Annotated in this window: 13 protein-coding genes; 5 read left to right on the forward strand and 8 right to left on the reverse strand. The window is 41.2% G+C overall.

The genetic code is table 11. From position 1 onward, the window contains the following. The first annotated feature begins 136 nt into the window (after positions 1-136). Positions 137-1648 carry a YifB family Mg chelatase-like AAA ATPase gene (locus tag ACYVIL_RS09850; protein ID WP_303474706.1) on the forward strand — a complete coding sequence of 504 codons (1512 nt, stop codon included), beginning with the start codon at positions 137-139 and terminating at the stop codon, positions 1646-1648. On the opposite strand, the gene ilvY is transcribed toward ACYVIL_RS09850, so the two are convergent. After that, complete coding sequence (gene ilvY / locus ACYVIL_RS09855) at positions 1642-2508, reverse strand: HTH-type transcriptional activator IlvY (RefSeq protein ID WP_303474705.1); 867 nt, start codon at positions 2506-2508, stop codon at positions 1642-1644. The genes ACYVIL_RS09850 and ilvY overlap by 7 nt on opposite strands. A gap of 184 nt (positions 2509-2692) precedes the next feature. Between ilvY and ilvC the strand changes: the two genes are divergently transcribed. Continuing rightward, a complete protein-coding gene (gene ilvC / locus ACYVIL_RS09860; RefSeq protein ID WP_303474704.1) occupies positions 2693-4177 on the forward strand; it encodes a ketol-acid reductoisomerase in 1485 nt (494 codons plus the stop codon). A 668-nt stretch (positions 4178-4845) separates the two neighbouring features. Further along, a complete protein-coding gene (locus tag ACYVIL_RS09865; RefSeq protein ID WP_303474703.1) occupies positions 4846-5178 on the forward strand; it encodes a hypothetical protein in 333 nt (110 codons plus the stop codon). Positions 5179-5236: 58 nt separating this feature from the next. Here ACYVIL_RS09865 and ACYVIL_RS09870 read toward each other — a convergent pair whose 3' ends face one another. From ACYVIL_RS09870 to ACYVIL_RS09885, 4 genes are all read right to left on the reverse strand, one after another. Continuing rightward, the gene (locus tag ACYVIL_RS09870) at positions 5237-6493 is read right to left on the reverse strand and encodes a multidrug effflux MFS transporter (RefSeq protein ID WP_303474702.1); all 1257 of its coding nucleotides are present in this window, start codon (positions 6491-6493) and stop codon (positions 5237-5239) included. A gap of 212 nt (positions 6494-6705) precedes the next feature. Continuing rightward, positions 6706-7296: a carbonate dehydratase gene (can, locus tag ACYVIL_RS09875; RefSeq protein ID WP_460312342.1), complete on the reverse strand. Its 591-nt coding sequence runs from the start codon at positions 7294-7296 to the stop codon at positions 6706-6708. A 140-nt stretch (positions 7297-7436) separates the two neighbouring features. Next, on the reverse strand, positions 7437-8018 hold the full coding sequence (locus ACYVIL_RS09880; protein ID WP_303474700.1) for a hypothetical protein: 582 nt from the start codon (positions 8016-8018) through the stop codon (positions 7437-7439). Then, on the reverse strand, positions 8011-8544 hold the full coding sequence (locus tag ACYVIL_RS09885; RefSeq protein ID WP_460312343.1) for an RNA polymerase sigma factor: 534 nt from the start codon (positions 8542-8544) through the stop codon (positions 8011-8013). The genes ACYVIL_RS09880 and ACYVIL_RS09885 overlap by 8 nt, the downstream gene beginning before the upstream one ends. Before the next feature lie 215 nt (positions 8545-8759). On the opposite strand from ACYVIL_RS09885, the gene ACYVIL_RS09890 reads away from it, so the two are divergent. Beyond that, complete coding sequence (locus ACYVIL_RS09890) at positions 8760-9032, forward strand: hypothetical protein (RefSeq protein ID WP_460312344.1); 273 nt, start codon at positions 8760-8762, stop codon at positions 9030-9032. Positions 9033-9097: 65 nt separating this feature from the next. Here the strand turns inward: ACYVIL_RS09890 and ACYVIL_RS09895 are convergent, their stop codons facing one another. Beyond that, on the reverse strand, positions 9098-10009 hold the full coding sequence (locus ACYVIL_RS09895; RefSeq protein ID WP_303474697.1) for a DMT family transporter: 912 nt from the start codon (positions 10007-10009) through the stop codon (positions 9098-9100). A 121-nt stretch (positions 10010-10130) separates the two neighbouring features. Here ACYVIL_RS09895 and ACYVIL_RS09900 point away from each other — a divergent pair, with 121 nt between their 5' ends. After that, a complete protein-coding gene (locus ACYVIL_RS09900) occupies positions 10131-11615 on the forward strand; it encodes a M20 family peptidase (protein WP_460312345.1) in 1485 nt (494 codons plus the stop codon). A gap of 279 nt (positions 11616-11894) precedes the next feature. On the opposite strand, the gene ACYVIL_RS09905 is transcribed toward ACYVIL_RS09900, so the two are convergent. Together ACYVIL_RS09905 and proB are read right to left on the reverse strand one after the other, a co-directional pair. Further along, positions 11895-13145 carry a glutamate-5-semialdehyde dehydrogenase gene (locus ACYVIL_RS09905; RefSeq protein ID WP_460312346.1) on the reverse strand — a complete coding sequence of 417 codons (1251 nt, stop codon included), beginning with the start codon at positions 13143-13145 and terminating at the stop codon, positions 11895-11897. A gap of 41 nt (positions 13146-13186) precedes the next feature. Continuing rightward, positions 13187-14284: a glutamate 5-kinase gene (gene proB, locus ACYVIL_RS09910; protein ID WP_303474694.1), complete on the reverse strand. Its 1098-nt coding sequence runs from the start codon at positions 14282-14284 to the stop codon at positions 13187-13189. Between the last annotated feature and the right edge of the window lie 80 nt (positions 14285-14364).

The following is a 14364-nucleotide window of genomic DNA, read 5'->3' on the forward strand; positions in this document are numbered from 1 at the left end:
AACTGGGATTAGAAAAGGGTGAATAGGCTGAGTAATTAGGAACGAGCATCAAAACTAGACCTAAGTTTCTGGCAAAAACATAAAATACTTTCTATTTTTAGCATACAAGTTAAACGCACTGCATAGGGAAGTGTTGATGTCGTTAGCCGTCGTATATTCGCGGGCATCTGTGGGCATAGATGCGCCATTAATCAGTATTGAAGTGCACTTAGCCAACGGCTTACCTGCATTTAATCTAGTAGGATTAGCTGATGCCGCTGTGCGCGAGTCCAAAGAACGGGTTAGAAGCGCCTTGCTCAACTCAGGGTTCGAGTTTCCAGCTAAACGCATTACCATCAATTTAGCGCCAGCCGATTTGCCTAAAGACGGAGGTCGCTTTGATGTACCAATCGCCATCGGTATTATTGCCGCCAGCGGATTAATTGAGATTGAGCAGTTGGAAAAATTTGAGTTTGCCGGAGAGCTAGCATTAACCGGCAGCATTCGCCCCATCTCTGGTGCTTTGCCGTTTAATTATGCTTGTAACAGTGCTAAACGCACAGCCATTTTACCGAAAGAAAACGCCTCTGAAGCCTGCTTAATAGAAGGTAGCAAAGTATTTGCTTTCAATACCTTGTCGCAACTGTATTTACACCTCTGTGGTCAGCAAAAGCAACCCTTAGAGCAACAAAAAAGCAGCATACGCCCTCAGCAATACGAATTTGATATGGCTGACATCAAAGGCCAACAGCTGGCAAAACGCGGATTAGAAATTGCCGCCGCGGGAAATCATAACATTCTATTTGTTGGGCCGCCTGGCACGGGCAAAACCATGTTAGCCCAGCGTTTGCTAACAATCTTACCGCAAATGTCTCAACAACAAGCCTTAGAAACCGCCACTGTATATTCCATTAGTGGCCACGAAGTAGATCCAACCACCTGGCTGCTGCGCAAATTTCGGCAGCCTCATCATACATCATCAGCCATTGCCCTAGTTGGAGGAGGTAGTAACCCTAAGCCCGGTGAGATAAGCCTTGCCCATAATGGTGTGTTATTTTTAGATGAATTGCCGGAATACGAGCGACGAGTATTAGACGTGCTACGGCAACCCATTGAGTCAGGGGTGGTGTCTATTTCGCGAGCATCCAAACAGGTAAAGTACCCCGCTTCGTTCCAACTTGTGGCGGCAATGAATCCAAGTCCAACGGGTAGCTTACGAGATGGTCGCAGTACTTCAGAACAAGTTTTAAAATACATTAATCGCATTTCCGGGCCGTTTTTAGATCGTATCGATTTACAAGTCGATGTGCCTAAGTTAAGCAATGATGAAATGTATGCTCATGTTCAATACACCTCTGAAACCAGTTCGCAAGTTAAGTCAAGAGTGCTTCAAGCTCGAGAGCGACAAATGCAACGAGCTGGAAAATGCAATGCCCAATTAAGCGCCAATGAAATGGAAACGCACTGTCCACTTGCCCCCGCAGATCGCCAGTTTTTGCAATCTGCGGTGGAACAGCTAGGTTTGTCTATGCGTGCTTTTCATCGTGTAATTAAAGTTGCTCGCACCATTGCTGACTTGTCATTAGAGCCACAGATTACACGAGTTCATTTAGCAGAAGCCCTTGGCTATAGGGCTCTAGATAATATCATCAACGAACTGCGTTATTGAAACTCTGGCTGATTAAAGAACTCTTCAATTAAGGTTTCAGATTGCCGTGACTTTAAACAGCACAAACCAAGTTGATAGGGTTCAATATTGTTGATTCTTATTCGATTTACTCGTCTGCTTGCCATGGAATTATCGAGCACCACCTGGGGTACGATTCCCAAACCACAACCTAAGCCAACCATACTAACAATTGCCTCATTTCCGCCTACCGTGCCATATACTTTGGGTCGTATGCCCATTTCAGAGAACCAATGATGAACGATCCGTTTTGAAGGTCCACCTTCTGGCAGTACTACTTTGTGATCACGCCAATCCACCTGTTCGAGGGTAGTAATTTGTGAATCTTTGGGTGATATCAGTAACAAGGGAATGGTATCTATCTGTTGAAACTTGATATCTTTGGGCATATCGGGGGCAAAAATCGCAATGGCCACATCCACTTCTTTATTTGCCACTTTGGAAACCGATAACCAGGGATCCCCTGTGGTTAATTGCACTTCAACTTGTGGGTGCTTATCTCTAAAAACAGTCAAAATAGTTGGCAAATGACTTTGGCTGGCCGTGACTGAACAATATAACTTAATTTCCCCAGTTAACATGGGATTGAGCATATCAAGGTCGGCCTTCAAGCTATTCCAGTTTGATAATACATCTTGACTAAATGCCAGCATTTTTTCCCCTGCAAGGGTCATTTTCACCTTACGATTGTCGCGTATGAATAGCTCTGCCCCACATTCTTCTTCCAAGCGTTGGATAGCCCTGCTCAAGGTTGATGGGCTAACAAAAAGCGCGTTTGCGGTTTTGCCAAAATGTAGGCTTTGGGCAAGATGTTGGAACAACTGTAGAGAGCGAAAATCCATAACGTTTCATTTTTTGCAATACTGTATTGCGAATATATCATTTTATTCAACAGAGAGTAAGCAGTAGACTCTATCCATCACAAGTCGTCACTGACTCGATAGAAAAATTAAACAGTAATTTCTGTTCACTCATTGAAAGAACGGAAATGCACATTTTCCAAGTAAAAAATACAGTAGGTACACAATGGCAAATTACTTCAATACATTATCTCTGCGCCAGCAGTTAGACCAATTAGGTCGTTGTAGATTCATGCAAAAAAGTGAGTTTGCTTCAGGTTGCGACGCCCTTAAAGGACAAAAAATTGTCATCGTTGGATGTGGTGCTCAAGGTTTAAACCAAGGTTTGAATATGCGCGATTCTGGTTTGAACATCTCCTATGCGTTACGCCAGGCTGCAATTGATGAAAAACGTGACTCTTACCAAAGAGCCACAAGCAATGGTTTCGAAGTGGGTACATATCAACAATTAATTCCAGAAGCCGACGTCGTATATAACCTTACGCCTGATAAACAACACTCAAGTGTCGTTGAAGCCGTCATGCCATTAATGAAAGATGGTGCCACACTAGGTTACTCTCACGGTTTCAACATTGTTGAAGAAGGTCAGCAAATTCGCTCTGACATCACAGTGGTAATGTGTGCGCCTAAGTGCCCTGGCACTGAAGTACGCGAAGAATACAAACGTGGTTTCGGTGTACCTACGCTAATTGCAGTACACCCTGAGAATGACCCTCAAAATAAAGGCTGGGATATCGCCAAAGCCTTAGCTTCAGCTACCGGTGGTGATCGTGCTGGTGTACTTGAGTCTTCTTTTGTTGCTGAAGTTAAATCAGATTTGATGGGTGAACAAACTATCTTATGTGGAATGCAGCAAACTGCAGCTATTCTCGCTTATGAAAAAATGACTGCCGATGGCATGGATCCAGCCTACGCTGGTGCGCTAATTCAATTTGGATTAGAAACCATCACAGAAGCGCTTAAGATTGGTGGTGTCACTAACATGATGGATCGCTTAAGCAATCCAGCTAAATTAAAAGCGTTTGAGTTATCCAATCAATTAACTGCAATGCTACGTCCTCTTTTTGAAAAGCACCAAGATGACATCATCAGCGGTGAGTTCTCGAGAACTATGATGGAAGATTGGGCGAACGGTGATGCAAATCTGCTTAAATGGCGCGAAGAAACTGGCCAAAGCGCATTTGAGAATGCACCTGAGTTCAGCGGGAAAATTGATGAACAAACTTTCTTCGACCAAGGTATTTTCATTGTTGCCATGATCAAGTCAGGTGTTGAACTTGCCTTTGATGTCATGGTCGAAGCAGGAATACTACCTGAGTCAGCTTATTATGAGTCGTTACATGAAACACCGCTTATTTCAAATACTATCGCTCGTAAGCGCTTATACGAAATGAACGTGGTTATTTCCGATACAGCTGAATACGGTAACTATTTGTTCGCCAATGCTGCAGTGCCACTATTGCGTGAAAAATTGATGTCTACAATCTCTTCAGAGCTTGTCGGTAAGGGGTTAAGTAACACATCAAATAGTGTCGACAACAAAGCATTAGTCGAAGCAAACAAAGCGATTCGTTCAAGTGGAGTGGAAGCCATAGGTGAAACTCTACGTGGATATATGACTGACATGAAAGCAATTGTTGATGTTGCTTAATTAAGTTAGTCATAGACAGTACCAATTTCTGTCGTTAGGTGCTTAAAACTAAGCCCTTTTTGCCCGGTCATTTGACCGGGCTTTTTCTATTTAATAGATACATCTTTTTGATGATAGCGAGTTAAAACGTGTCTAAAATCTCAGACTAGAATAAAAGTTTGGCATTTTTTTTACCTTTGTTACACTGGTGATGATAATTTAATCAATTAAAAAAAGAGCGAGAATATTATTATCCGTAAAAAATTAGATATGTTTATGGATAGCATCTAAGAGTTAAAAAAAATGCATTTTATGGCAAAAATTGCAAAATTGGGCTGGAAAATTAACTCAAAGTCGTATTAACTCTATCTCTTGATCAAAAAGATCTAACTTCTTTTAAAGTAAAAGAAAAATAATAATTAAAAGTCGCAAAAGCGATACAGTAATACAATTATAATAAAAATTATTTAATTTATTGATTTACATAAACTAAGCCGTAATTTGTAGCCTTAAGTTGAATCATAATGTGATTCGAAGACACTTTTTAGTCTCTGATCAGAAACACAACTTTATTTAAATTTTTCCCGATGCGACTCGATTCGGGGTTATAAGCGTTGGCCTTTTTTTTGCATTAGATGCAGGAAAATTGCGGTATCATAATAAAAATTTTGTTCTAAGTGGAGAGCACTATGAGTTCATCAATATCCAGATTCACTCAAATGGGCGATTGGATCTTCGAAGTGAAAATGGTTAGAGCACTTCGCGTTAAAAAATACGGGGAGCCATATACTGCTCTAGCAACATTGACAGCGAATGGGGAGTCAATGTACATAGATAGTCAACTCACCCGAGAGAATGACGATTTTTCCCGAAAGGATTTTCTAACCTTCTATAAATTTTGCCAAGCGTTAGAAATGAAAAATGTGATTTATGATAAAGTGAAAAACGGTGTACGACATCCTCGCGTTGTAGACATCGTAGAAAACGTCAACCCCTCACCTATAGTGCGTCTTGTTAAGTAAGCGGCGTTTTATTCAAGAATAACAAAATAGACATTACTTGAACGGAATTAAGTTCTCTCTATTTTGTTATTTTGCGGGTGTTACACACCTGTGTTCGTTTATCTTTAGATCCAGCTAACCGAAAGCAAACCAAAGTAATCAAGCCAAAGACTAGAAACCCTAAAGCGATAGGTAATATATCGGTTTTCACAAAACTGCCAATTATCATTGCAACCGGCACAGCAAAGGCGCTACTAAGTGAACCTGTAATCGCTGCCCCCAATCCTGCGATATGTCCCAATGGCAACATTGCCAATGAATTGAGGTTGCCAAACAACACACCAATAAAGAAGAAATTCACAAACAAAATGGCAATGGTAACTAATAGCGGCGGCAATCCTTGATAATAGAAAGTGACGAGAACAAAAATAGTCGACATCACAACAGTCCCACAAATCGCTAAGGTACAAAGCTTGTGCATTCCTAAACTCATCACCAAAGTACCGTTGATAAACGACGCTATGCCGATGGAGAACGCTAAGACGGCGAATATTAGGGGGAACATATCACCTTGTGAGTAAAAGTCTTCAAAAATGGTTTGTGAAGCACTTAGGTAAGCAAGGAAAGAACCAAAAATACAGCCCATGGATAAGGTGTACATCATTACCGTTTTTTGAGTCAGAATAAACTTACTAGAAGCCCACAAACTTGAGAACGTAAAAGGTTTGCGTTTTGATTTAGGTAAGGTTTCAGGTTGACGGCTGAAAAACCACACTGCCAGAGCAAACCCGATTATCAAAAAGGAAACAAATATTTCCCGCCAAGAGGCAAAATATAAAATGGTCTTACCAAAAGCAGGGGCAATCATTGGCACCAAAATGAATACCATCATGATAAATGACATCACTCTGGCCATAGCCTCACCTTCAAACTGATCTCGAATTAACGCAATACTGGCGATTCGAGGGCCAGAAACACCAAATGCTTGAATCACCCTACCAAGCAACAACATTTCCATTGATTGGGAAAATAAGCATATGACTGTGCCCAATGCAAACACGATCAAACCTGATAATATTGCTGCTCTTCGTCCTTTGGTATCTGAGTAAGGACCATAATACAGTTGCCCGAACGCCATTCCCAAAAAGAAAATGGATATAATCATGTGGGTGTATTGAGGGCTTTCACTGCCCAGATCACTGCCAATTTGATTGAGTGCCGGTAACATAGCATCAATACTCAACGCTACGATCGATGTCATAAATGCGGTTAAGGCAACAAATTCAAACAGTCCAAGTTTAGGTTTAGAATGTTCGACAATCTCTTCGGTGGTCATTAGTTCGATTAAGTCCTTTTTAATAAAGATGTTACAAGTAAAACGGTAGGTCGTCAGTTACAAATAACGTTAAGGTTAAATTATATAGGAATAGAAGATTCAATTTTAAGATATACGCTATAAACCAGATTAAAATCGTATTATAACGCGTATGTATTCAACCAGTAATTGTTAAAAGTCATAGAAAAATTGACCACTTTATGATTATCACATCAATCCACGCTTAAATCAGTTACCAAACCATTTTTCAGGCTATATACCCAACTGTGAATCTTTAATTTTTGACCACGGGCAAGGGCATCTCTAATAATTGAGTTGCGTTTCACATTTTCAGTTTGTTCGAGTACATTAATTTCACACAGTCGCGCCGATTTTGCGGCACCATTTAGCTTGTTCAGTTCTTTTTCGTGTTTACACGCAATATCACGAATGTGCCCCAGCCAATTGTCCACTAAACTTAAGTTAAGGGGCTCTTGTTGAATTGCTGCATCGATACCACCACAACCATAGTGGCCACAAACAATAACATGCTCAACTTTCAGTACATCAATGGCAAACTGCAAAACAGAAAGACAATTAAAATCCGTATGAACAACAAGGTTGGCCACATTTCTATGAACAAACACTTCTCCTGGGGGAAGGTCGACGATTTGATTTGCAGGCACACGGCTATCTGAACAACCAATCCACAAAAACTTGGGATTTTGCTGCTGTGCCAAGGACTCAAAAAAGTGTGGCGTGACTTTAGTCGTTCTTTCTGACCATTTACGATTATTCTCTAACAACTGTTCGATTTCGTTCATGAAAATTCGTCTAAAATCCAAAGTTGCGCCATGATACAAAAACCAGCGCAACTCGCATAGAAAAATAATCCACAACTCCCTATCAAAAATTGCTAAGGAAGGGATGTGCAATGCTCAAAAGTGGAACGTGACTTCACATTTCAGTTTAGGGGAGATTGAGATTCAAATTCCTCAAGCAAACGTTTGAATTTTAACTGTCTTTTGTGCATCCATAGCCACATTAAAGGCATACAAACAATGTTCAGTATTAACATAACTTTTGCTTTTCGCACTAATTCCTGTTGTTCAACAAAGTCGCCCCAGAAAGCAAAGGCCGCATAACCAACAAAGAACATGGGGGTGATGTAGCAAAGCACCTTGTTGACATAAGCGATTTTTATATTCTGCTGATATTGCAGTTTTACCCGTTGGATAAAATCTGATGTTGTTGCTGTTTCAGAGTTGAAACCCAAAGAAAATCGTCTTAACCATAAGAGATAGAAGAACCAGATGCAGACAAATAGAAATACAACACCAATCCAAACACCTTCAAAAGTAGATAATTCCTTAGGGAAAAACCACAAGACTAAAGGCACAGACATAACGGCTAATCCATCCAACATTATATACAAATATTGTTTCATCCTCATTAGCCACCATTGGCGCTTTAAAGATTGAACATTCACTTTAGTCACATCTTGTTGCTGCCAGATTTTGTCTAAATTGAAGTCGTCATTACTCATGATTAATTATCTCCGTTAAAGACTTTTTTGCGCGATTGAGAATCACCCCAACATTAGTTGAGCTAATGCCGCACACCTCAGCAATTTCCTGATAACCCAATCCCTCCATTGACATAGTCACGATTTGCCGAGATTGAACAGGAAGTTGACGAACCGCCTGAAGTAATAAGTTAACCTTATGCTGTTTCGCCAAGTCAGATTCAGGTGAGGGACGACGGTCAGTAAAGGCGCCGTTAGTAGCCGAGGTGGCACTGGTAGAGTGGGGACTTTCTATCTCACAATAGCGTTCACTGGAGGGCTGTTTCGCATGATAAGCAACATGGGTCACCGCTTTATTATGGGCAACCCGTAAAATGTACGTTTTAAGGCTACTATTCCCTTTAAAAGCTTTTAATGATTGCCACACCGCTAAGCTTATTTCTTGCAATAATTCTTGTTGCAAGTGTTGATTGGCCTCGTAACTAGAGGCAATTCGGCTTAGTAGTGGTCCATATTCGGAAACAATGGCATTAAAATCCTTGCTCAATGGTGATCCCTGCAACCTTAAAATTTAAACTCTAGGGTATTAGTCTCCCCCCTGAAAAAAATATTACACAAAATCTGTAATGTTTTTTTCAAAGACAAGACTAAAGCATTAAGCGGTGAATAAACAGAAGCTTTGAATGTGCACTAAATGAATAGAGAAGGTTTTTTATATCACTCACTTGAACCGTTTTTAATAACTAACATAGAGGAAATATCATGAGCGGATTAACAATTACATTAATCATTGTGGCTAGCCTGTCTTTATATTTAGCTGCGGCTTGGCTAGACACAAAACACAATTGGAAATTCATAGATTGGTTCAATGGAGACACCGAAAATCCATTTAAAGCCACAAAAGAGCAGCAATTTCAAACCACTATCAATTATAAGGATCAGGAAATAAAAGACTTAAAAGAGCGTATTCAAGTGCTTGAGAAAATAGTCACCGAACCTGCTTATGAACTCAACCAAAAGATAAACTCACTTTGAGCTATTCCATTACAGCGTGGTTTATTAGCTTTATAAACCACGTTTTTTTAGCTCATTAGCTGGATTTAATCGTTAATTTGGCGGGCTTTAACCCTCTTTAACAACAGCGGCACCTTGCCCATTGCAATTCCATTTCCCAGTAACACTATAAGCACCCCAACCAATGCAGGGAATTGCCACTGATAGCCTTCGAACAACGTTGAAATACCTAACGCCACTAAAGGATACATTAACACCACATAAGCAGCTTTGTCTGAACCAATTTGTTGGACAAGTTTCATATAAGCGCCAAAAGCTAAGACTGAACCAAACACAGCCAGGAAAAGCAGCGACAGGTAATAGTCAGTTGAACTGGGTAATATCAATTCCGCACCATTCAGAAAGGCGTAACCGTATAGAAAAACCAAGGCATAGGTCATTGCCCAAAAATTCATTTGAATCACCGGAGTTCCGTGGTCCAGTATGCGTTCTGAGATAACGTTTCCCAGCGCTGCACAGACAAACGATATACATGCCAGGGTAATTCCCAACGACAAAAACATATGGGTTTGTGCATGTTCAAATTGCGGTACAAAAATCATCGCCATTCCCAGTAAACCAAAGGTTGCGCCAAGCACCACCTCTAAACGAATCGGCTTTTTTAAAAGTAGGCGACGCATAATCACATTAATGTAAATAATGCATGAACTCATAAGCGCGACCACCGCGCTCACTAAATACTTTTGGCTTTCGTATAAAAAGCTGTAATCAAGAGTGTAAAGACAGAGCCCCACAGCGGCCATTTTAATATGAATATGCATGGGTAATTTCAGTGGCAACTTCTTATACCAACACACACAACCTAGAATCACAGAAGCGATAGTAAATCGGTAGGCAACCGATAATACTGGATCCACGTCACCCAATTGAAAAGTTATGGCTATCCAGGTTGAGCCCCAAATTAAAGTGCAGCTAATAAAAAGTTGTATATTTGACACGTTAAGGCTCGTTCAAAGTGATTAGTTAGGGATAGTAGCAAATCGTTTTCAAAGGCACGAATTAAGAGTATGCTGTTTTAGCACATTATTGACATTTCAATCATTAAAAGGGACGTTTCAAATGAAAAAGTTAATTGGCTTGTTGCTGCTTTTTTTAGTCATACTTACTGCTATCTTATGGATTCGTACGGAAACCGTCTTTGTAGATAAACAACTTCAAGTTCAACAAATAGAGCGTCAATTACCATTGGATAAAGACGCCGTTGTCAGCAGACTAGCCAAGGGCATTCAATTCAAAACCATATCCTATGATGATCCTAAACAGTTTGATGACAAACCTTTCATTGATTTAAGACGTCATATTCAACAAAGCTACCCACTCGTGCACCGAATTGCACAACAAAAGACTTTCAGTGAACATAGTTTATTGTATTACTTTCCTGGCACAGATAAGACCTTGAAACCGGCCTTATTTATGGGACATATGGATGTGGTTCCCGTGGACGATGCAACCTTAGATAAGTGGCAACAACCGCCTTTTAGTGGCGCTGTCGTAAACGATGTTATTTGGGGAAGAGGCACACTAGATGACAAAGTGACGGTATTTGCACTATTAGAATCCATGGAATTATTGTTACAGCAAAACAAGTCGTTCAAGCGCGGAATATATTTAGCTTTCGGTCATGATGAAGAGATCGGCGGCTATCAAGGGGCGGCGAAAATTGCAGAATATTTGCAAGACCAAGGTATCGAGTTTGAATTTGTATTAGATGAGGGCGGAGCCATAACACAAGGCATCATCCCAAAAGTCGAACAACCTGTTGCAATCATTGGTATTGCTGAAAAGGGGATTGTAAACCTTAAACTGACAGTTGATTCCCAAGGGGGGCATTCCTCTCAACCGCCAGAACATTCAGCCCTTGGAATATTAAGTGATGCTATTGTTAACATCGAAAATAACCAATTCGATACCGATTTAACCTTTAGCAAAATGACATTTGATGCCATTGCCACGTACGCTCCAATGAGCAACCGTTTGCCCATGGCAAATTTATGGTTATTCGAACCTGTTGTCAGCAATGTAATGTTAGATACGCCATCAAGTGCTGCAAGCATCAGAACAACCATCGCCGCCACTATGGCAAGTGGTAGTTCCAAGTCAAACATATTACCTTCTCAGGCATCTGCGGTGATAAACTTTCGAATATTACCCGGGGATACAATTGAAACGGTCAAACAACATGTTATCAATGCCATTGATGATGAACGAGTGGTGGTCAGCGACTTCATGGGAACCGAGCCTTCGGCGGTTTCTCCCACGGGTAGTTTTGCTTACAAGCTGATTGAAAAGCATATACGTCAGCAGAATAACGAAGTACTTGTTGCGCCATATTTGCTCGTTGGAGCCACAGACTCTCGATATTATAATGCCCTCTCAGACAACATTTATCGGTTTATGATGATACGTTTGGATCCTGACGGCCTAACGCGCTTTCATGGAATCAATGAACAATTACAAGTGGCTGACTATCTAAGTGCAATTCGCTTTTTTCATGCCGTGCTGCAAGAAACCAGTGGTGTCTCAGTACCCCTAAGTGCGAATTAATAGTCAGCTATGATTATAGATACGTATAGACTAAATAGAAAAGAGGGGCACAAATCAGCCAACCAACAAAGGTGCATTTGAAAAAGCTATCACTTGGTGCATCATAGGTAAATGAAGTAGGTTGTTGCGGTGTATCAGCAAAAGGCCTCAGCAGCCTATAAAGTTTGAAAAATCCCAATCCTACCAGGATTGGGATTACGACCACGGCAACAATAAATAGCACAAAGACCCAAGTTTCGAGGGAACCTCTGGCCATTTTAGCGCCTTATGGAATCATAGTTATCCACGAATTTCACCGTCACCATAAACCACAAACTTCTCTGTAGTTAATGACTCGGCACCCATTGGGCCATATGCATGCAATTTACTGGTAGAAATGCCAATTTCCGCTCCCAAACCTAGCTCTCCACCATCGGAGAAACGGGACGATGCATTTGCCATCACGACCGCAGAATCCACAACGCGAATAAATTCATTTGCAGCTGAGTAGTCTTGCGTCACTATCACCTCGGTGTGTCCTGACCCATACAAGCCAATGTGTTCTATGGCATGTTCGAAATCATCCACAACTCGTATTGCAATCTCTAAGGCTAAATATTCCGCATGCCAATCATCAACGGTGGCGGGCTCAGCACCGTTAAAATAAGCGATGCTCTTTTCACAAGCGTGGACTCTAACCTGATGCTCAGACAACATCTTTGCCGCCATGGGTAAAAACTTGTCGGCCACTGACTGATGCACCAACAGGGTTTCAAGAGAATTACACACACTTGTGCGCTGGGTCTTTCCGTTTTCTAAAATGGATAGACCTTTGTTTAGCTCCGCATGCTCGTCAATGTACAGATGACAAACCCCCTTAAAGTGCTGAATAACCGGAATACGACTATTTTCCGTAACAAAACGGATCAAGCCTTCGCCCCCACGGGGAATAATCAAATCAATGGACTCATTAAGAGTCATTAATTCATTCATAACGCTGCGATCGGTATTCGGTACAACCACAACAACGTTAGGATCCAGTTGATGTTTCTCAAAGGCCACCTGAATACACTTTGCCAAAGCTAAATTGGAATGAATTGCTTCCTTACCCCCTCGTAATATCACGCCATTACCGGCTTTAAGGCACAGTGCTGCAGCATCAATGGTGACATTAGGACGAGACTCATAAATCATGGCAATGACCCCTAATGGAATACGCATTTTACCCACGCGAATGCCACTTGGACGTTGTTGAACATGACTTATTTCACCCACAGGGTCCCCTTGCTGGACGATTTCAAGAACAGCATTACGGATCCCTTCCAATCTTTGTTCGGTTAATCGTAGGCGATCTTGCATGGATGCATCGATTTGATTTTCTTGAGCGGCATCTAAATCTTTTTGGTTAGCAATTAAAATTTGCTCTTTCTGCACAATTAACTGATCGGCAATTTCAGTTAGCAGTGCATTTTTTGCCTGACTCCCTAAAGAAGAGTAGGCTCTTGCCGCTTTTTTTGCTGCCGCTGCTGCTGCTGCGATTGAAAATGTCATGTAAATATACTCACTGTTGATAACAAAACTGATTAATAATCCTAAAGTAAAACCATATCATCTCTGTGCACCACGGCTTCACCCGATGTGTAACCTAAAACACTTTCGATTTTACTGCTTCGTATTCCTTTTATGCTGTGCAAATCAGACGAATTATATAGTGCCAACCCCTTGGCAAGAGCATGATTTTGATATTCGATAGTGACGGCGTCACCTGCACTAAAGGTTCCCATCACATCGACAATGCCACTTGGCAATAACGAAGCGCCTTTGTTAAGAATGGCAGTTTTAGCACCAGAATCAATGACTATTTTACCACCACTTTTGAGGGTATGTTTTAGCCACTGACGGCGTGCATTTTCACGACTCGCGACCGGCACAAAACGGGTTCCTTGAATCTTCCCATCTAACAATTGGTCAAAGACTTCGCCTTTTTGACCATTAACAATAAGGGTTTGGATACCACTTTGGGTGCATTTCTGGGCGGCTTGAAGCTTGGTTATCATACCACCAGTCCCCATTTTTGTACCTGCACCACCAGCTAAAGCAAAAATATTTTCATCGATACAAGACACTTCAGCTATGAGGCTAGCATTTGGATTAACTCGCGGATCTTGATCATATAAGCCGTCGACATCAGAACAAATTATCAGAGTATCAGCTTGCGAGACAAGTGCAGTGTAAGCACCTAAATTATCATTGTCGCCAACTTTAAGCTCATTCACTGCCACAGTATCATTTTCATTCACTATGGGTAATGCTTGATGATTTAGCAGCTCTCGCAATGTATTTTTTATATTGACGTAGCGAGTTCGACTATGCAGATCATCGTAAGTTAATAATAATTGCGCACAGGGAAAATCAAAAAATCGCGACCAATTAGACATCATCTGCATTTGCCCAATGGATGCCATGGCTTGTTTTTCTGCTATAGATGGTGTGTGGTGTATCGGAATATTTCCTCGCCCCGCTGCTACGCTGCCCGAAGAAACTAAAATAACTTCCTTCCCTTGTTCTCGGCTTGCGGTAATAAAACGCGCGATTGCCAATAAATAATGCCCACTGCAATGCTTTCCATCTGGCGCAATTAATGCGCTACCGACTTTTATAACAGCACGCTGCCATTCAAACTCTTGCATTCGTTTTCTCTACAAATAGAATTATCCGTAGATTACGACAATTCACAAACTAAACAAGGCATTAGGGTTATAAGTTATGG

The organism is Aliiglaciecola aliphaticivorans (genome assembly GCF_054782055.1).

Excerpts from the sequence above, each read along its gene's own strand:
- ACYVIL_RS09850 (WP_303474706.1), top strand. The coding sequence starts at position 137 with ATGTCGTTAGCCGTCGTATATTCGCGGGCATCTGTGGGCATAGATGCG.
- ilvY (WP_303474705.1), bottom strand. The coding sequence starts at position 2,508 with ATGGATTTTCGCTCTCTACAGTTGTTCCAACATCTTGCCCAAAGCCTA.
- ilvC (WP_303474704.1), top strand. The coding sequence starts at position 2,693 with ATGGCAAATTACTTCAATACATTATCTCTGCGCCAGCAGTTAGACCAA.
- ACYVIL_RS09865 (WP_303474703.1), top strand. The coding sequence starts at position 4,846 with ATGAGTTCATCAATATCCAGATTCACTCAAATGGGCGATTGGATCTTC.
- ACYVIL_RS09870 (WP_303474702.1), bottom strand. The coding sequence starts at position 6,493 with ATGACCACCGAAGAGATTGTCGAACATTCTAAACCTAAACTTGGACTG.
- can (WP_460312342.1), bottom strand. The coding sequence starts at position 7,296 with ATGAACGAAATCGAACAGTTGTTAGAGAATAATCGTAAATGGTCAGAA.
- ACYVIL_RS09880 (WP_303474700.1), bottom strand. The coding sequence starts at position 8,018 with ATGAGTAATGACGACTTCAATTTAGACAAAATCTGGCAGCAACAAGAT.
- ACYVIL_RS09890 (WP_460312344.1), top strand. The coding sequence starts at position 8,760 with ATGAGCGGATTAACAATTACATTAATCATTGTGGCTAGCCTGTCTTTA.
- ACYVIL_RS09900 (WP_460312345.1), top strand. The coding sequence starts at position 10,131 with ATGAAAAAGTTAATTGGCTTGTTGCTGCTTTTTTTAGTCATACTTACT.
- ACYVIL_RS09905 (WP_460312346.1), bottom strand. The coding sequence starts at position 13,145 with ATGACATTTTCAATCGCAGCAGCAGCAGCGGCAGCAAAAAAAGCGGCA.
- proB (WP_303474694.1), bottom strand. The coding sequence starts at position 14,284 with ATGCAAGAGTTTGAATGGCAGCGTGCTGTTATAAAAGTCGGTAGCGCA.